This is a genomic window from Streptomyces sp. NPDC033177 (assembly GCF_055577715.1).
Map to the genome: position 1 here is coordinate 51,517 of NZ_JBVIPS010000013.1, position 17,553 is coordinate 69,069.

The 17,553-nt window shown below is 70.7% G+C and carries 19 protein-coding genes; 12 read left to right on the top strand and 7 right to left on the bottom strand.

Annotated elements, in window-relative coordinates; translation table 11 throughout:
- Window positions 1-68 precede the first annotated feature (68 nt).
- Window positions 69-740 carry a trimeric intracellular cation channel family protein gene (locus tag ACZ5U5_RS36715; protein ID WP_469030715.1) on the top strand — a complete coding sequence of 224 codons (672 nt, stop codon included), beginning with the start codon at window positions 69-71 and terminating at the stop codon, window positions 738-740.
- A 30-nt stretch (window positions 741-770) separates the two neighbouring features.
- Window positions 771-1,658: a thioesterase family protein gene (locus ACZ5U5_RS36720; protein WP_469030717.1), complete on the top strand. Its 888-nt coding sequence runs from the start codon at window positions 771-773 to the stop codon at window positions 1,656-1,658.
- Between the two features lie 234 nt (window positions 1,659-1,892).
- Here ACZ5U5_RS36720 and ACZ5U5_RS36725 read toward each other — a convergent pair whose 3' ends face one another.
- The 3 genes from ACZ5U5_RS36725 to ACZ5U5_RS36735 all read right to left on the bottom strand — a co-directional run bounded on the left by ACZ5U5_RS36725 (window position 1,893) and on the right by ACZ5U5_RS36735 (window position 4,528).
- The gene (locus ACZ5U5_RS36725) at window positions 1,893-2,930 is read right to left on the bottom strand and encodes a YeiH family protein (RefSeq protein ID WP_469030718.1); all 1,038 of its coding nucleotides are present in this window, start codon (window positions 2,928-2,930) and stop codon (window positions 1,893-1,895) included.
- Window positions 2,930-3,499, bottom strand: coding sequence for a cysteine dioxygenase family protein (locus tag ACZ5U5_RS36730; protein WP_469030720.1), 570 nt, complete (start codon window positions 3,497-3,499; stop codon window positions 2,930-2,932). Before ACZ5U5_RS36730 ends, ACZ5U5_RS36725 begins: the two co-directional genes overlap by 1 nt.
- A gap of 123 nt (window positions 3,500-3,622) precedes the next feature.
- Entirely contained in the window at window positions 3,623-4,528 is a 906-nt protein-coding gene (locus ACZ5U5_RS36735; protein ID WP_469030721.1) for a LysR family transcriptional regulator, read from the bottom strand.
- Between the two features lie 74 nt (window positions 4,529-4,602).
- On the opposite strand from ACZ5U5_RS36735, the gene ACZ5U5_RS36740 reads away from it, so the two are divergent.
- The gene (locus tag ACZ5U5_RS36740; RefSeq protein ID WP_469030723.1) at window positions 4,603-5,580 is read left to right on the top strand and encodes a helix-turn-helix transcriptional regulator; all 978 of its coding nucleotides are present in this window, start codon (window positions 4,603-4,605) and stop codon (window positions 5,578-5,580) included.
- On the opposite strand, the gene ACZ5U5_RS36745 is transcribed toward ACZ5U5_RS36740, so the two are convergent.
- Both ACZ5U5_RS36745 and ACZ5U5_RS36750 read right to left on the bottom strand, forming a co-directional pair.
- A complete protein-coding gene (locus ACZ5U5_RS36745) occupies window positions 5,552-6,394 on the bottom strand; it encodes an alpha/beta fold hydrolase (RefSeq protein ID WP_469030725.1) in 843 nt (280 codons plus the stop codon). The two genes, ACZ5U5_RS36740 and ACZ5U5_RS36745, sit on opposite strands and share 29 nt — an antisense overlap.
- A 68-nt stretch (window positions 6,395-6,462) precedes the next feature.
- Window positions 6,463-7,104, bottom strand: coding sequence for a TetR family transcriptional regulator (locus tag ACZ5U5_RS36750; protein ID WP_469030727.1), 642 nt, complete (start codon window positions 7,102-7,104; stop codon window positions 6,463-6,465).
- A 117-nt stretch (window positions 7,105-7,221) separates the two neighbouring features.
- Between ACZ5U5_RS36750 and ACZ5U5_RS36755 the strand changes: the two genes are divergently transcribed.
- The 4 genes from ACZ5U5_RS36755 to ACZ5U5_RS36770 all read left to right on the top strand — a co-directional run bounded on the left by ACZ5U5_RS36755 (window position 7,222) and on the right by ACZ5U5_RS36770 (window position 10,536).
- Window positions 7,222-7,386, top strand: a complete 165-nt coding sequence (locus ACZ5U5_RS36755; RefSeq protein WP_469030729.1) for a hypothetical protein — start codon at window positions 7,222-7,224, stop codon at window positions 7,384-7,386.
- 56 nt (window positions 7,387-7,442) lie between these two features.
- Complete coding sequence (locus ACZ5U5_RS36760; RefSeq protein WP_469030730.1) at window positions 7,443-7,769, top strand: DUF4190 domain-containing protein; 327 nt, start codon at window positions 7,443-7,445, stop codon at window positions 7,767-7,769.
- A 48-nt stretch (window positions 7,770-7,817) separates the two neighbouring features.
- Window positions 7,818-8,981 (top strand): cysteine desulfurase family protein, encoded by a 1,164-nt coding sequence (locus tag ACZ5U5_RS36765; protein ID WP_469030732.1) that lies wholly within the window; start codon window positions 7,818-7,820, stop codon window positions 8,979-8,981.
- 322 nt (window positions 8,982-9,303) lie between these two features.
- Entirely contained in the window at window positions 9,304-10,536 is a 1,233-nt protein-coding gene (locus ACZ5U5_RS36770) for a cytochrome P450 (RefSeq protein WP_469031018.1), read from the top strand.
- Between the two features lie 25 nt (window positions 10,537-10,561).
- Here the strand turns inward: ACZ5U5_RS36770 and ACZ5U5_RS36775 are convergent, their stop codons facing one another.
- Window positions 10,562-11,239, bottom strand: a complete 678-nt coding sequence (locus ACZ5U5_RS36775) for an N-acetylmuramoyl-L-alanine amidase (RefSeq protein ID WP_469030734.1) — start codon at window positions 11,237-11,239, stop codon at window positions 10,562-10,564.
- Between the two features lie 61 nt (window positions 11,240-11,300).
- On the opposite strand from ACZ5U5_RS36775, the gene mnmA reads away from it, so the two are divergent.
- Window positions 11,301-12,434: a tRNA 2-thiouridine(34) synthase MnmA gene (gene mnmA / locus ACZ5U5_RS36780; protein ID WP_469030735.1), complete on the top strand. Its 1,134-nt coding sequence runs from the start codon at window positions 11,301-11,303 to the stop codon at window positions 12,432-12,434.
- A gap of 17 nt (window positions 12,435-12,451) precedes the next feature.
- Here the strand turns inward: mnmA and ACZ5U5_RS36785 are convergent, their stop codons facing one another.
- On the bottom strand, window positions 12,452-12,778 hold the full coding sequence (locus tag ACZ5U5_RS36785; protein WP_469030737.1) for a DUF427 domain-containing protein: 327 nt from the start codon (window positions 12,776-12,778) through the stop codon (window positions 12,452-12,454).
- A gap of 80 nt (window positions 12,779-12,858) precedes the next feature.
- Here ACZ5U5_RS36785 and ACZ5U5_RS36790 point away from each other — a divergent pair, with 80 nt between their 5' ends.
- The 4 genes from ACZ5U5_RS36790 to ligA are packed head-to-tail and all read left to right on the top strand — an operon-like array spanning window position 12,859 to window position 17,331.
- The gene (locus ACZ5U5_RS36790) at window positions 12,859-13,404 is read left to right on the top strand and encodes an LOG family protein (RefSeq protein WP_453691455.1); all 546 of its coding nucleotides are present in this window, start codon (window positions 12,859-12,861) and stop codon (window positions 13,402-13,404) included.
- 31 nt (window positions 13,405-13,435) lie between these two features.
- Window positions 13,436-14,125 (top strand): SDR family oxidoreductase, encoded by a 690-nt coding sequence (locus tag ACZ5U5_RS36795; RefSeq protein WP_469030739.1) that lies wholly within the window; start codon window positions 13,436-13,438, stop codon window positions 14,123-14,125.
- A complete protein-coding gene (locus ACZ5U5_RS36800) occupies window positions 14,122-15,117 on the top strand; it encodes a methionine synthase (RefSeq protein ID WP_469030740.1) in 996 nt (331 codons plus the stop codon). Before ACZ5U5_RS36795 ends, ACZ5U5_RS36800 begins: the two co-directional genes overlap by 4 nt.
- Before the next feature lie 30 nt (window positions 15,118-15,147).
- Window positions 15,148-17,331 (top strand): NAD-dependent DNA ligase LigA, encoded by a 2,184-nt coding sequence (gene ligA, locus ACZ5U5_RS36805; RefSeq protein WP_469030742.1) that lies wholly within the window; start codon window positions 15,148-15,150, stop codon window positions 17,329-17,331.
- The last annotated feature ends 222 nt before the right edge of the window (window positions 17,332-17,553 follow it).

The window sequence follows — 17,553 nt, forward strand, 5'->3', positions numbered from 1 at the left end:
GGGCGCCGCTGCCGCCGCGCGGTGCCGCCCTGGTGAGGCCCGCGGCGGCGGGCAGGTAAGAATGTCGCGTGATCCAGGATCTGTTCAGTCCCTCCGTCCAGCACGCGCTCGACATCGTCGGAATCTTCGTCTTCGCGATCTCCGGCGCCCTGCTCGCCGTACGCAAGAACTTCGACGTCTTCGGGATCGTCGTGCTCGCCGAGGTCACCGCCCTGGGCGGGGGGATCTTCCGTGACGTGGTCATCGGGGCGGTGCCGCCCGCCGCCTTCGTCGACCTCGGTTACTTCATCACGCCGCTGTTCGCGGCCGCCCTGGTGTTCTTCCTGCACCCGGAGGTGGAGCGCACGCAGCTCGCGGTGAACGTCTTCGACGCGGCGGGCCTGGGCCTCTTCTGTGTCACCGGCACGACCAAGGCGTACGACTACGGCCTCGGCCTCACCGCGTCGGCGGCCCTGGGGCTCGCCACCGCGGTGGGCGGCGGCGTGCTGCGCGACATCATCGCCAACGAGGTGCCCTCCCTGGTGCGCTGGGACCGTGACCTGTACGCCGTGCCCGCCATCGTCGGATCCGCGATGGTCGCGCTCTGCATCAACTACGACATGGTGAACGCCTACACCAGCACCCTCGCCGTGATCACGACCTTCGTCCTGCGGCTGCTCGCGCTGCGTTACCACTGGCGGGCGCCCCGGGCCTGGCACCGGCGGTCCACGGCGGTGGAGGTGGAGGAAGCGTCGCCGTAGCGGCACGCAAAGCTACCGCTCAGTAATTTCATGTTGTACGTTGCTGCCATGGCAGAGGCGACATCCCTATCGGCAGCGGTGCGCGCGAGCATCGGCGACAGCGAGTTCGACCGTGACACCGCGGTCACCCGGCGAGAGCCCGGTGTCTACGACATCGACCTCTCGGCCGGGTGGACGATCATCAACGCGGTGAACGGCGGCTACCTCCTCGCGGTCCTCGGCCGTGCGCTGGCCGACGCACTGCCGCACGCGGATCCCTTCACGGTCTCCGCCCACTACCTGACGGCGTCCCACCCCGGGCCCGCCGTGATCCGTACGGACACGGCACGTGCCGGGCGGACCCTGTCGACCGGGCAGGCCTCGCTCTTCCAGTACGACGAGGAGGGGCGCGAGGTCGAACGCATCCGTGTGCTCGCCTCGTACGGAGATCTGGCGGAGCTTCCCGACGACGTCCGTACGACCGCCGAGCCGCCGGTGCTGCCGCCGCTGGAGCAGTGCTTCGGTCCCCAGGACGCTCCGGATCACCGGCCGGTGCCCGGCAGTTCCGCGATCAGTGACCGGCTCTTCCTGAAGCTGGACCCCTCCACCCTGGGGTGGGCTCTCGGCCAGCCGTCCGGCAAGGGGGAGATGCGCGCCTGGTTCGGCCTCGCGGACGGCCGCGACGCGGATCCGCTGTCGCTGCTGCTCGCGGTGGACGCGTTGCCGCCGACCGCCTTTGAGCTGGGCATTTCCGGCTGGGTGCCGACGGTGGAACTGACGGTCCACGTCCGGGCCCGTCCCGCGCCGGGCCCTCTCCGGGTCTCGATCACCACGCGCAACCTCGCGGGGGGCTTCCTGGAGGAGGACGCGGAGGTCTGGGACACGGAGGGCCGCCTGGTGGCCCAGTCGCGCCAACTGGCGCGGGTGCGGCTGGCCTGAGCAAAACGTTCTTCTCCCCAACCCCGCCCCTTCCCGAAAACCCGCTCCGGCGCAGGGGCCTTGCGTGCCGTCGTCACCGGCTCCGCCGAGTTCGTCCTCAAACGCCGGACGGGCTGGGAAATCCAGCCCGTCCGGCGTTTGAGGACATCTCGTACGGGGTCTGGGGCGGAGCCCCAGGTAGGTCCGGGGCGCAGGCACGGTTTTCGGGAAGGGGCGGGGTTGGGGACAAATCCCTTACCCCACCAGCCGCACACCCCCATACGAAACCCCCGCCACCACCACCCACGCACACAGCCCAAGCACCGCCACCCGCCCACCCGTCCGACCCAGCGACGGCAGGTCCACCGCCGAGCCGAGCCCGAACAAGGCTGCCGCCAGGAGTAGTTCCTGGGTATGGCCCGCCAGGTCGAGGACGGACCCCGGAACCCAGCCCGTGCTCCGTACCGCGACCATCCCGATGAACCCCGCCACGAACAGCGGCAGCACGGGCGGCCGTCGCCTCCCCGCCCCACGCGCAGCGGACCGCGCCCGCAGGGCGAACGCAACCCCCGCCACCAGCGGCGCAAGCACCGCCACCCGCATCAGCTTCACCAGAACCGCATCCCCCAGCGCACCGGGACCGACGGTCTGCGCCGTGGCCACCACCTGGCCCACGTCGTGCACACCGGCCCCGACCCAACGCCCGAACTCCGCATCGCTCAGCCCCAACGGCCCCTGCAGCAGCGGCAGTACGGCGATGGCGAGCGTCCCGCACAGCGTCACGAGGGCCACCGAGACCGCCGCGTCCCGCTCCTCGCTCTCGGTCGCCTCGCTGACCGCGCCGATCGCGGACGCGCCGCATATCGAGTACCCGGTGGCGATCAGGAGCGGCTGGTCGCCGGGCAGCCCCATCCGGCGGCCGAGCCACCACGTCCCGAAGAACGTCGCCGCCACCACCCCGAGCACCATCACCACCGTCGCCCAGCCGAGGCCGAGGACGTCGTCCAGGCTCAGCTTCAGGCCGAGCAGCACGATGCCGAGCCGCATCAGCCGCTTCCCGGCGAGGGAGAGCCCCGCCTTCCCCCGGCCTCGTACGAAGGCGCGCATCCCCGGCGCATGCGCCGCCACCACCCCGAGCACCACCGCCGCCGTCAGCATCGGCACGGCCGGGAACAGGGCATGCGTCGCCCAGGCCACCGCGACGCCGAGTGCGGCAAGGCCGAGCCCCGGCAGCGGGCGGGGCCCGGGAGGCGTGACCGGGGAGATCTGATGGCGCTGCCCCAGAAGCGCCATCAGTGGTCGGCCGGCAGTTCGTACACCCGGCGCACGCTGGTGCCCAGGCGGGAGATGTCCGCGCCGTAGACATGGAGCGAGACCGCCCGCTCCGTGCCGCCGTTCCAGACCCGGTGGATGTCACCGGGCGGCGCGAAACCGCACACCGTGCCCTGCCGGTTCACCAGGTCCTCGGTGGCGACGAGCCGAGCCGGGGCGCCGGACGAAGCCGGGACCAGGCGGTAGCGCCGCTCGTGCTCCGCGCCCTCGTGGACGCCGGTGACGCACCACGAGACGTGGTCGTGGACCGGCGTGTGCTGGCCCGGCAGCCAGACGATGCCGACCACCGAGAAGCTGCCGTCGTGCTCGGCGTGCAGCAGATGCTGCCGGTAGCGCTCGGGGTCACCGGAGCGTTGTTCGTCGGTGAGCAGATCGGCTGCGCCCAGGTGCGGCGCGAGCCGTTCACCGACCAGGTACGCCGTCAGGTCCGGCGGAAGCCCCCGGCCGACGGCCTCGCGTACGCCGGAGACGAGGGCGTCCAGGCGCCCGGTGGTGCGGGCCGCTCGGAACGCGGTGGTGGAGGCACTCATACGGGCAGCGTCCTGCTGCCTTTCCATCACGTCCAACGACAGTTTCTAAGCCACGCCCCAACTTCTGCTTATGGACGGAGGGGGGTGTGGCAGCGGAGAGGCTGAGGAGAGGGGCGGGCCGCCTCAGCAGCCCACGCGGTTCGCCGCGACCGCCTTCAGTTCCTCAAGCACCAGCGCCGTCGCGGGTATCCGCAGGTGCTCCCGCAGCGCGTACGCCGAGACCTGCCGCCGTGAGGCCGGGTCGAGGGCCCGGCCCGTCACCTGCCGGTGGCGCAGGAAGTCGAGGACGAGGCCGGGCATCATCGCGATGCCGAGCCCTTCGGCGACCAGGCTCTGGATGACGAGATTGTCGTCCGTGGTGAAGGCGATGTCGGGCGTGAAGCCCTTCTCGGCACACTCGTGCAGGAAGTTGGCGCGGCAGCGCAGGCAGCCCGCGATCCAGCGCTCGCCCGCGAGGTCGACGAGCCGGACGGAACGGCGCCGGGCCAGCGGATGCCGGGACGGCAGGAGGACCGTCAACTGGTCCTCCATCAGCGGGATCTCCACCACCTCGTCCGGCACGTCCTCGTGCAGACCGGGGTAGTGGAAGGCCAGGGTGATGTCGCAGTCGCCGTCCACCAGGCGCTGGAGGGACTCCGGCGGTTCGTTCTCCTGGAGTTCGACGCGCACGCCGGGATGGCTCGCCGCGAGCCGGGACAGCGCCTCGGGGATGAGGGTGGCGTTGGCGCTGGGAAAGGCGCAGATACGGACGCGGCCGGTGCGCAGGCCCGTGATGGCGTTCATCTGCTGCTGGGCGGCATCGATGTTGCCGAGGATGATCCCCGCGTGCCGGGACAGCGCCTCGCCCGCCTCGGTAAGGCGCATCCTGCGGCCGACGCGGGTGAACAGGACCGTGCCGACGGACCGTTCGAGCGCCTTCATCTGCTGGGTGATCGCGGGCTGCGTATAGCCGAGCGAGCGGGCGGCGGCGGAGTAGGAGCCGGTCCGGACCACTTCATGGAATGACCTGATGTGCCGGGAATCGAACACGCCTGAATCATAAACATGATCCGGAGAGCGCCGACAGGCCGTCCTCGACCGGCCGACAGGCCATCCTTGACCGCGTGAAATCCGACCGGCTGCTCTCGATCCTGCTGCTGCTCCAGACCCGCGGGCAGGTCCCCGCCCGTGAACTCGCCGAGCGCCTCGAAGTCTCCGTACGCACCATCTACCGCGACATCGAGGCGCTCTCCGCCTCCGGCGTCCCGGTCTACGCGGAGCGCGGGCGGCACGGCGGCATCGCGCTCCTGCCCGGCTTCCGTACGGACGTCACGGGGCTCACGGCGGACGAGTCGCGGGCCCTCTTCATCCTGGCCGCGCAGGGCGCGCACGCCGCGCTCGGGCTCGACGAGGCGCTCGGCTCCGCGCTGCGCAAGGTCATGGCGGCGCTGCCCGCACCGCACCGCCCCGCCGCCGAGCTGACGAGCCGGCGCATCCTCGTCGACTCCGCGCGCTGGATGCCGGGGCCCCGCGGATCGGATCCGGTCACCGTCGATCTCGATGTACTGCAGGACGCCGTCTTCCGGGACCGGCGGCTGCGGCTGCGCTACCGGCACAGCGGTGACGCGGAACCGAGCGCCTACACGGTGGATCCGTACGGCCTCGTCTCCAAGGCGGGCGTCTGGTATCTGGTCGCCGACCGGCGCGGTTCCCCGCGGCTCTTCCGCGCCGACCGCGTGCAGGCCGCGACCCTCACGGACCAGCCCGTCCGGCGCAGGCCCGGCGTCGAACTCGCCGATGTCTGGGATGTGTTGAAGCGCCAGGTCGAGGACCGGCCGGTCGGCGTCGACGTGACGGCGCGGGTCGCGCGGGACCGTTACGCCCAGTTCCTGCGCCTCAAGGGGCAGTTCCTGAGCGCGCCACCCGAGGACGACGGGGAGAGCGAGTGGATCACTGTCCGCCTCGGGTTCGGCGATGTCGGTGACTCCCGCACGTTGCTCCCGTTCGCCGCGAGTGTGGAGGTTCTGTCGCCGCCCGAGGTGCGTGCCGAGCTGGCGGGCGCCGCCGCAGCGGTCAGCGACCTGTACGGAGGAACCGGCTGAGCTCGCCGGTGAGTTCGGCGGGCGCGTCCTCCTGTACGAGATGTCCCGCGCCCTCGATCAGTCGCAGCTCGGCGCCGGGGATCAGCTTGGCGAGCTCGTGGCCGCGCTCCACCGGGATCCAGGTGTCGTCCGTGCCCCAGCAGATGAGGACGGGCAGGTCCAACTCCCCGTAGCGTCCCTGGACTTCATCGGTGTACCGCTGGTCGTTCTGCTCGATCTGCCGGTAGAACGCGGGCCTGCCCTCCTCCGTGCACCAGGGCTCGACCAGGCGGTCGAGCACCGCCGGATGCAGGCCGCGGTGGCTCGCCGAACCGACGTACTCGCGCACGAGTGCCTCGTGCAGGGCGGGCGGCAGCTGGGCGAAGACGTCGGCGTGGGCGCCGAGCAGGCGGTAGGTGGGGGAGCCCCAGGGGGCGAGGGCCACCGGGTCGACGACCGCGAGACGTTCGTAGCGGGCGCCGTGCAGCAGGTGGGCGCGCAGGGCGACGCAGCCGCCGAAGTCGTGGGCCACGACCGCCGGGCGGTCCAGGCCCCAGTGGGGGAGGAGCTCGGTGAGGACGCGGGCCTGCGCGGCCAGGGACACGTCCTGTCCGGAGCGCATCTCGGAGGCGCCGTAACCAGGCAGGTCCCATACGTACACGCGGTGCTCGCGGGAGAGCGCGCGGGCCACGCCCCGCCAGACGTACGAGGAGAAAGGGGTGCCGTGGACCAGGACGACGGGCGGTGCGTCCGTGGGGCCGATGGCGGTCCAGCGGACGGCGCCGGTCGGTCCCGCGAAGGTCTGGTCGAGCGTCCAGTCGCGATCGGTCGTCATGACCGTAAGGCTAGTAGCTCCTTACGAGGGTGTCGAGGCCTGTGGTTGACCGTCGTGCCGCGCCGCGGTCACTGCTCGTCCAGCCAGTGCCGCCGTCCGAGCGAGACCAGGCGCAGCTGCCTGCGCGCGCCGGCCGCCACCCGTTCCTCGGTGCCGGGCGCCGCCTCCAGGAGTGCGGACGCGGTCATCACCATGTGGTCGACGTACATCCTGGCGAGCATCAGCAGATCGTCGTCGTCCCAGCCCGCGGACGTCGGCTCCAGGGCGAACTGGTCCTTCACCTCCTGGGCGAACAGGGCGAGTTGATCGCCTATCGCGGACCGCACGGCCTGTACCCCGCCGTGCTGCTCGCGCGCGACGAAGCGGACGTGCGCGGGATGCGTGCGCACATAGGCGACGATCAACTCGACCGTGGCCGCGATGCGTTCCTCGCCGTCACTGTCTCCGCTGCTGTCGCCGGTCGCCGCGAGGAGCGAGACGAGCGTGGTGTGCAGGCTGCTCAGCGCCTCCTCGACCAGTGCCACGCCCAGGTCGGCCATGTCGCGGAAGTGCCGGTAGAAGGCGGTGGGGGCCACGCCCACGGCACGGGTGACCTCGCGCAGTCCCAGGCTGCTCAGGCTCTGCTCCTCGAGGAGCTGGAGCGCCGCGTCGAGGAGTGCCTGGCGGGTTTTCTGCTTCTGGGCCTGCCGGATGCCGAGAGTGTGACTCATGCCATGCAGTTAACAACTGTTCTCCGGGATTGGAAAGCCGGAGAGGCGGTTACTCTCTATGTCAGTGAACAGTTGTTACCACAAGCGTTCACCGAAGTCCCCGACGAGAGGCACCCCATGTTGTTCCTCGTAGCCGCCCTCCTGCTGCTCGGTGTCGCGATGGGCTCCGTGGCCCACGCGCCGCTCCCCGTCAGCCTCGTGGCCGCCGTCGTGATCGGCGTGTGGCTGATGGTGTTCGCGGTCCGCGAGCGGCACTCGCGCCGCCGGTCCCGTCAGTTCTGAGCGCGTCACCCCCGATCCGCACCCTGATCCGTACGGCCCCTGAAAGGAGTCGCACCATGGGACTCACCACCACCGCCCCCCGCTCCGAGACGACGACGTCCACCGCGAAAGCCACGTCCACCGCGTCCGCCCCCGCACCCACCGGTCGGCGCGACACCGACGGCATGGCCGTCGCCTCGTTCGTCCTCGGGCTGCTCGGACTGCTCGTCCTGAACCTCTTTCTCGGCCCGATCGCGATCGTCCTCGCGAGCATCGCGCTCCTGCGCGGGACCGGCCGAAAGGGCCGCGCGATGCTCGGACTCGGGCTCGGTGTGGCCGATCTCGTCGTCCTCGCCGTGCTGATGTCCATGGACAACACCGTGTCCTGGGGTCTCGCGGGCTGACACCGCTTGGACGCGGGGCCCGGCGAGGCTCGTAGAATCGTGCCCACCATGGCCTACCTCGACCACGCAGCGACCACTCCGATGCTCCCGGAGGCGATCGCGGCGATGACCGCCCAGCTCGCCGTCACCGGCAACGCCTCCTCACTGCACGCCGCGGGGCGCCGGGCGCGTCGCACCGTCGAGGAGGCCCGCGAGACGCTCGCCGAGTCGCTCGGCGCGCGCCCCAGCGAGACCGTCTTCACCGCGGGCGGCACGGAGGCCGACAACCTCGCCGTGAAGGGCCTGTACTGGGCGCGGCGCGACGCCGACCCGGCGCGGACCAGAGTCCTGGCGAGCCCCGTCGAGCACCACGCCGTCCTCGACGCCGTGCACTGGCTCGGCGAGCACGAAGGCGCCACCGTCGAGTACCTCCCCGTCGACGCATACGGCCGCGTGCACCCCGAAGCGCTGCGCGAGGCGATCGAGCGCGACCCCGACGACGTCGCCCTCGCCACTGTCATGTGGGCCAACAACGAGATCGGCACCGTCCAGCCGATCCGTGAACTGGCTGACGTGGCGGGGGAGTTCGACATCCCGCTGCACGCCGACGCGGTGCAGGCCTTCGGTCAGCTGCCCGTCGACTTCGGCGCGTCCGGGCTCGCCGCGATGACCGTGTCCGGGCACAAGATCGGCGGCCCCTACGGCATCGGGGCGCTGCTCCTCGGCCGCGAGTACAGCCCCGTGCCCGTCCTGCACGGCGGCGGGCAGGAGCGTCATGTGCGCTCCGGGACGCTCGACGTGCCCGCGATCGCCGCGTTCGCCGTGGCCGGGCAGCACGCCGCCGGGCAGCGTGCGTGGTTCGCCCGGGAGATCGGCGGTCTGCGGGACGATCTGATCACCGCGGTGCGCGCGGAGGTCCCCGGCGCGATCCTGGGCGGCGACCCGGTCGACCGGCTGCCCGCGAACGCGCACTTCACCTTCCCCGGCTGCGAAGGGGACTCCCTTCTGCTGCTGCTCGACGCCCAGGGCATCGAGTGCTCCACCGGCTCCGCCTGCACGGCGGGCGTGGCCCAGCCGAGCCACGTCCTGCTCGCCACCGGCACCGACCCCGACCTGGCCCGCGGCACGCTCCGCTTCTCCCTGGGGCACACCTCGACCAAGGCGGATGTGGAGGCCGTGGCGGGGGCGATCGGACCAGCGGTGGAGAGGGCACGGACAGCGGGACTCAGCTGAGCAGTCAGCTGGCGCATGCACCAGCAATTAGCTGGCACATGCACCTACTTGCTCCCGGTTTGGCCCGGTACGTGACGCAGGTAACGCCGGACTGGAGTGGTCCCGCCCGGAGTTGGTGCCGGTTTCGGCCGCTATAGGCCGGACAGGCACCGGAGCGGGCGACGAGGCCCACAGCACGTCGATCTATGCTTGCCGCTCGCGAGTCCGCTCCGCGCGTTCGGGGCCGCACGACAACCCCCTCTTCGGGGCTGCACGACCACCCCTCCTGGAGTTCACATTGAAGGCGAACCTCCGCTCTCGCATCGCCGCGCGGCTCGGACGCATGTACCTCTCGCGGATCCAGCGGAACGGGATCAGCGCCTCCACGATCTCGAAGCTGCCCGAGCCCCTGCTCGCGCCGATGCGCCGCGACGGGCTCGACCCGGTGGCCAGCCTCACCGAGCACCAGGCGGAGCAGCCGATATCCAAGGTGCCGCTGCCGTTCGGCATGGACGCCTGGGTGGTCACCGGCTATGACGAGGTGAAGGCGGTCCTCGGCGCGACCGACGGCTTCAGTAACGACTTCATGAACCTCGCGGGCAACGCCGGAGTGGTCGACGACCACCACCCCGGCGGCCTCGGCTTCAGCGACCCCCCGGTCCACACGCATCTGCGCCGCGTCCTCACGCCCGAGTTCACGATGCGCAGGCTGCGCCGCCTCACGCCCAGGATCGAGGCCATCGTCGAGGAGCGGCTCGACGCGATGGAGGCCGCGGAAGGGCCCGTCGACCTCGTCCAGGCCTTCGCGCTGCCGATCCCCTCCCTGACGATCTGCGAGCTGCTCGGCGTGCCCTACGAGGACCGCCACGACTTCCAGCAGCTGGCCATGGAGCGCTTCGACCTCTTCGGCGGCGCGACCGCTCCCTTCGGCGCGATATCCGCCTCGCTCTCCTACTTCCGGGACGTCGTCAAGAAGCAGCGCGAGAACCCGGGCGACGGACTGCTCGGCATGATCGTGAAGGAGCACGGCGACACGGTCGGCGACGAGGAGCTCGCCGGCCTCGCGGACGGCGTCCTCACCGGCGGCTTCGAGACGACCGCGAGCATGGTGGCCCTCGGCTCCCTGCTCCTGCTCCAGCACCCGGAGACCGCCGCGCGGCTGCGCGAGGACGACGGGGCGGCCGCACCCTTCGTCGAGGAGGCGCTGCGCTACCTCACCGTCGTGCAGGTGGCCTTCCCGCGGTTCGCCCGCGAGGACATCGAGGTGGCCGGGGTGCGCATACCCAAGGGCGACCTGGTCCTGTGCTCCCTGAGCGGCGGCAACCGCGACGCCAAGTACACCCCCGACGGCGGCGGCTTCGACCCGCACCGCAAGGCTTCGGGCCACCTCGCCTTCGGCTGGGGCATCCACCGCTGCATCGGCGCCGAACTGGCCCGCATGGAGCTGCGCGCCGCTTACCCGGCCCTCGTGAGGCGCTTCCCCGAGATGCGGCTCGCGGTCGCGCCCGAGGAGCTCGCCTTCCGCAAGCTGTCCATCGTGTACGGGGTCGAGTCGCTGCCGGTGCACCTCAGGTAGGTCACCGCACTCTCGGTAGGTCACCTCACTTGAGGTCGGCGCGGGCCTTTCTGACGAGCTTCAGATACCGGTCCCAGTCCCAGTGCGGTCCCGGATCGGTGTGGTCCGTGCCCGGCACCTCCACGTGCCCGATGATGTGCTCGCGGTCCACCGGGATGTCGTACCGCTCACATATGCCTGCCGTCAGCCGCGCCGACGACTCGTACATCGCGTCGGTGAACGAGGACTTCTTGTCGACGAAGCCTTCGTGCTCGATGCCGATGCTCCGTTCGTTGTAGCTCTTGTTCCCCGCGTGGAACGCCACGTCCAGCTCGCGGATCATCTGGGCGACGTGCCCGTCCTTGCGCACCACGTAATGGGCCGCGGCGCCGTGTCCAGGGTCCTTGAACACCTTCAGCGCCGTCGCGTAACCGCCCTGCACGACGTGGATGACGACCATGTCGATGCCGTAGTCGTCGGGGCGGTCCGCGCGGCGCCAGTTGTAGTCGGACGCCGCTATCCACTGCGCGCCCCGGGCGTCGACCTCGCCCTCCTTGCGCTTCTTCACCACGCCGGGCATCCGCCACCACAGGCGCCCCAGCTCGTCCGAGGCGAGCACGGCCGTGCCGACGGCCGCCGCGGCGCCGCCGATCAGGAGCGTCCGCCGGTTGACGCCCCGGCGTCCCTGCCCCTGCTCCGCTGTCGAGTCCTGTTCTTCCCCCATGTGATCGTCAACGCTTACTCACGGGCGGCTGGTTCCCGCGGGCCCGTACCCTGTTAGAGCTATGACTGAGAACCGGACCCCGCAGCACCCCCGCCCCCTCCGCGTGCTCGCCGCCATGTCGGGCGGCGTGGACTCCGCCGTCGCCGCCGCGCGTGCCGCCGAAGCCGGGCACGACGTGACCGGAGTGCACCTCGCGCTCTCGGCGAACCCGCAATCGTTCCGCACGGGCGCGCGAGGCTGTTGCACCATCGAGGACTCCCGCGACGCCCGCCGCGCCGCGGACGTCATCGGCATCCCGTTCTACGTCTGGGACCTGGCCGACCGCTTCCGTGAGGACGTGGTCGAGGACTTCATCGCCGAGTACGAGGCGGGGCGCACCCCCAACCCGTGCCTGCGCTGCAACGAGAAGATCAAGTTCGCCGCGCTCCTGGACAAGGCCCTCGCGCTCGGCTTCGACGCGGTCGTCACCGGCCACTACGCCACGGTCGTGATGAACGATGACGGCACCCGCGAGCTGCACCGCGCCTCCGACATGGCCAAGGACCAGTCCTACGTCCTGGGGGTCCTGGACGACCGCCAGCTCGCCCACGCGATGTTCCCCCTCGGTGACACGCTCACCACCAAGGAGGAGATCCGCGCGGAGGCCGAGGAGCGTGGCCTGGCCGTCGCGAAGAAGCCGGACAGCCACGACATCTGCTTCATCGCGGACGGCGACACCCAGGGCTTCCTCGCGGACCGCCTGGGCAAGGCGGAGGGCGACATCGTGGACGCCGAGGGCAACAAGCTGGGCACTCACGAGGGCGCCTTCGGCTACACCATCGGCCAGCGCAAGGGCCTGCGGATCGGCACCCCGGCCCCCGACGGCAAGCCGCGCTACGTCCTGGACATCTCCCCGGTGAACAACACCGTGACGGTCGGCCCCGCGGCCGCCCTCGACGTCACGGGCCTGACGGCGATCAAGCCCCGCTGGTGCGGCGCGGCCCCCACCGGCCCCGGCACGTACACCGCGCAGCTGCGGGCGCACGGCGGCGAGACGCCGGTGCGCGCGGAGCTGGTGGACTCCGAACTGCGGGTCTCCTTCGACGAGCCCGTACGCGGCGTGGCCCCCGGCCAGGCGATCGTGCTCTACGACGGCACACGCGTGGTCGGCTCAGCGACGATCGCCACCACGGAGCGGGTCACGGCGGCGGTCTAGGCGGGCCCTCCCGGGATCTACCCGGCTGCTTCTACTTCGTAGAAGCAGAAGTGGTCCTTGATCTCGGCCACGGCGTCCTTCGGCTCCGGGTAGCCCCACACCGCGTCCTTCGCGTCCGGCAGCGACCAGTAGGACGCCGTTCCCTTGAACGGGCAGTACGTGGTCGTGTCCGAGGGGGTGAGGGTGTCGGTGCGTACGTCCTCCGGAGGGAGGTAGTACCGCACCGGGTAGCCCGTCTCGCGCAGCAGCAGCGGGCGGCTGCTTTCGGCCACCACCTGGCCCTCGTGTACCACCCGTACAGTGTCGGTGCCCTGCTCGATGGTGATCTTGTGCCCTGCTGTCACCGTGGTCTCCCTCCGTGAGCGATCAGGCCCTGTGAACGGCCGCGTCCCACCCAGTGTGTGCCGGATCGTACGGTGAGGCCATGAACATCTGCGTCTTCCTCTCCGCGGCCGACCTCCCCGAGCGCTACACCCGCCCCGCGCGCGAGTTCGCCGAGCTGCTCGGCAAGGGTGGCCACACCCTGGTGTGGGGCGGTTCGGAGAGTGGTCTGATGAAGGTCGTCGCCGACGGGGTGCACGAGGCGGGTGGGGGACTCGTCGGGGTTTCCGTGGACTTCCTCGCCGCCAAGGCCAGGGCCGTCACCGCGCCCGACGAGATGGTGATCGCGCGTGACCTCGCCGAGCGCAAGGCGCTGCTCCTGGAGAAGTCCGACGCGATCGTGATCATGGTCGGCGGCACCGGCACGCTGGACGAGGCCACCGAGATCCTCGAACTGAAGAAGCACGGCAAGCACACGAAGCCGGTGGTCCTGCTCAACTCGGCGGGGTTCTACGACGGCCTGAAGGAGCAGTTCCAGCGCATGGAGGACGAGGGCTTCCTGCCGGTGCCGTTGACCGGCCTCGTCTTCTTCGCCGAGGAGCCGGTGGGTGCCCTCGCCTACCTGGAGGAGAGCATGGGCACGCGCTGAGCCGCACCCGCCGGGGTGCGACGATGGGCGCATGGCAACACATGTGATCACCGGGGCCGGCTCCGGCATCGGCGCGGCCGTGGCCCGCCGCCTCCACGCACGCGGCGACGCGCTCGTCCTGCACGCACGGGACGCGGGCCGGGCCAAGGAACTCGCGGCGCAGTTCCCCGGGTCGGCCACGCTCGTGGGCGACCTCTCCGACCCGGACAAGCTCTCCTGGGCGTTCGGCCACCAGTCGCTGCCCGAGCGGGTGGACTCCCTGCTCCACATCGCGGGCGTCGTCGACCTGGGCCCGGTCGGTGACCTCACCCCGAAGACCTGGCGCCACCAGCTCAACGTCAACCTCATCGCCCCCGCCGAACTGACCCGGCACTTCCTGCCACAACTCCGCGCCACCCGGGGCCACGTGGTCTTCGTGAACTCCGGCGCCGGCCTGAGCGCGAGCCCCGCCTGGTCCGCCTACGCCGCCTCCAAGCACGGCCTCAAGGCCCTCGCGGACTCCCTGCGCGGCGAGGAGCACGCGAACGGCGTCCGCGTCACCTCCGTCTATCCGGGCCGCACGGCGAGCGCCATGCAGGCCAAGGTCCACCAGCAGGAGGGCAAGGAGTATGTCCCCTCCCGCTTCATCGACCCGGAGTCCGTCGCCACGACGATCCTGATGGCCATCGACCTGCCGCGCGACGCCGAGGTCAACGACCTGACGGTGCGGCCGGGACAGTGAACGCGATCAGTTGGGGCCCGGCCACCGGCATCGGGTCCATGCCCGGCGGTGACGCCCGCGAGGCCGCGAAGACCGTCACCGGCAGTTTCGAGGACTTCCCGTTTCTGGCCGAACTGCCCGCCCGAGGGCCCGGCGCCGACATGCTCGGACGCACCGCCGGAATGCTCGTCGAGCTCTACGCGCGCGTGGAGCCCAGCGGCTGGCGGATCGGCGACCGGCCGGGGCGCGACACGCGCCGCGCGAAGGCCTGGCTCGGCGAGGACCTGGATGCCCTGGAGGAGTTCACCCAGGGGTATGAAGGGCCGGTCAAGGTCCAGGCCGTCGGGCCGTGGACCCTGGCCGCAGCCCTGGAGCTGAAGAACGGCGAGGCCGCGCTCTCCGACCCCGGCGCCTGCCGTGACCTGGCCGGATCGCTCACCGAAGGCCTGCGCGTCCATCTCGCGGACGTACGCCGCCGCATCCCCGGCGCGCAGATCGTGCTCCAGCTCGACGAGCCCTCGCTCATCGGCGTACTGCGCGGGCACATCAAGACCGCGAGCGAGTACCGCACCCACCGCGCCGTGGACCGCCAGCTCGTGGAGAGCACCCTGCGGGAGGTGCTCGGCGTGCACGACGGGCCCTCCGTCGTGCACTCCTGCGCGCCGGACGTACCGTTCGCGCTCCTGCGCCGGGCCGGCGCCGACGCGATCTCGTTCGACTTCTCGCTGCTCACCGAGCGTGACGACGAGGCGATCGGCGAGGCCGTCGAGGGCGGCACGAAGCTCTTCGCCGGTGTCGTGGCGGGCGTGGACAGCCCATTGTCAGACCCTGCCGGTAGCGTCATGGGTGTCAGGACGTTGTGGCGCAGGCTGGGGCTGAATCCGGGGTCTCTCGCGGAGTCGGTCGTGGTCACTCCGTCGTGCGGCCTCGCGGGGGCTTCTCCCGCGTACGCACGCGCGGTGCTCGCCCACTGCGCCAGGGCGGCGAGATCACTCGCGGACAACCCTGAGTAATTGGGTATGACGTAACGGGAGGATGTAACGGTGGCTGTCGAACAGCAAGGCTCTGTGCCCGCCGAGGCACGGGATCAGCATGCCCAGCTGGCCGAACAGATCGAGGAGCACCGCTTCCGGTACTACGTGAACGACCAACCGGTCGTGAGCGACGCCGAGTTCGACAAGCTCCTCCGCTCGCTCGAGGCCCTGGAGGAGGAGTACAGCGAGCTGCGCACGCCCGACTCGCCCACCCAGAAGGTCTCCGGGGCGTACGAGACCGAGTTCACCTCGGTCCAGCACCGCGAGCGCATGCTCTCCCTGGACAACGCCTTCGACGACGAGGAGCTGGCCGCCTGGGCCGACCGCGTCGGCAAGGAGGTCGGCACCGGCGACCACCACTTCCTGTGCGAGCTGAAGGTCGACGGCCTCGCCGTGAACCTCACGTACGAGGACGGCAAGCTCACGCGCGCGGCCACGCGTGGCGACGGCCGCACCGGCGAGGACATCACTCCGAACGTCCGCACCATCGTGGACATCCCGGTCCGCCTCAAGGGCGACAAGATCCCCGCCCTCGTCGAGATCCGTGGCGAGGTCTTCTTCCCCATGGAGAAGTTCGAGGAGCTGAACGCCCGTTTGGTGGAGGCCGGCGACAAGCCCTTCGCCAACCCGCGCAACGCGGCGGCGGGTTCACTGCGCCAGAAGGACCCGCGGGTCACCGCCACCCGCCCGCTGCACATGGTGGTGCACGGCATCGGCGCCCGCGAGGGCTTCGACATCGACTGCCTCAGCCACGCCTATGAGCTGCTTCACGAGTGGGGCCTGCCCACCGCCCAGCACAACAAGGTGGTCCAAGGACTCGACGGCGTACGGGACTTCATCACGTACTTCGGCGAGAACCGCCACTCCGTGGCGCACGAGATCGACGGCGTCGTCGTGAAGCTGGACGAGATCCCGCTCCAGGGCCGCCTCGGCTCGACCTCGCGTGCGCCACGCTGGGCGATCGCCTGGAAGTACGCCCCCGAGGAGGTCAACACCAAGCTGGTGAACATCCGCGTGGGCGTCGGCCGCACCGGCCGCGTCACGCCGTACGCCCAGGTGGAGCCCGTCACGGTCGCCGGCTCCGAGGTCGAGTTCGCGACCCTGCACAACCAGGACGTGGTGAAGAAGAAGGGCGTCTTCATCGGGGACACGGTCGTCCTGCGCAAGGCGGGCGACGTCATCCCGGAGATCCTCGGCCCGGTCGTGGACCTGCGCGACGGCACCGAGCGGGAGTTCGTGATGCCCGCCGAGTGCCCCGAGTGCGGGACGGCGCTGCGGCCGATGAAGGAGGCCGACATCGACCTCCGCTGCCCGAACGCCCAATCCTGCCCCGCCCAGTTGCGCGAGCGCCTTTTCTATCTGGCGGGCCGCAAGAGCCTGGACATCGAGAACTTCGGGTATGTCGCGGCGGCAGCGCTGACCAAGCCGCTTGAGCCGTCCGAACCCCCCGTCCTGGACGAGGGCGACATCTTCGACCTCACCATCGAGCGCCTCCTGCCGATCAAGGCGTACGTACTGGATCAGGACAGCGGGCTGCCCAAGCGGGACCCGAAGTCGGGCGAGGAGAAGATCGCCACGGTCTTCGCCAACCAGCAGGGCGAGGCGAAGAAGAACGCCCTGTCCATGCTGGAGAACATCGCGGAGGCCAAGGAGCGCCCGCTCGCGCGCGTCATCACGGGCTTGTCCATCCGCCATGTGGGTCCGGTCGCCGCCGAGGCGCTGGCCCGCGAGTTCCGGTCCATCGACCGGATCGAGCAGGCCACGGAGGAGGAACTGGCCGCCGTGGAGGGTGTGGGCCCGACCATCGCCGCCTCCCTGAAGCAGTGGTTCGAGGAGGAGTGGCACCGGGAGATCCTGCGCAAGTGGCGCGCGGCCGGGGTCCGCATGGAGGAAGAGGGCGGGGGAGAGGACGAGGGGCCACGACCGCTCGAAGGCCTCACCGTCGTCGTGACCGGAACGCTGGAACACCACACACGGGATGGCGCAAAAGATGCGTTGCAGAGCCGGGGAGCAAAGGTCACCGGTTCCGTTTCGAAGAAGACAGCTTTCGTGGTCGTGGGTGACAATCCCGGCTCGAAGTACGACAAGGCGATGCAGCTGAAGGTTCCGGTTCTCAACGAGGAAGGCTTCGCCGTCCTGCTGGAACAGGGACCGGACGCGGCAGCGGAAGTCGCGCTTCCGACCGAGGAGTAGCGGTTGAAGGCCACCCGTTCAGCGCATACCAGATGCATACGGGTGGCCGGGTCGCATTCGGGCAACCGTTGTGGACCGCTGCCCGTAGAAGCCTTCTGCGGCCTACTGTTGAGGTGTGCGCCTGCCGTGCCCCGCTATGCGATCGGGGTATCCCCTGCTCATCGGGAGCACGGGGAAGGAGTTTCAGACGCGGCTGACTTCTGGAGCGAGTCCGCGTGGCTT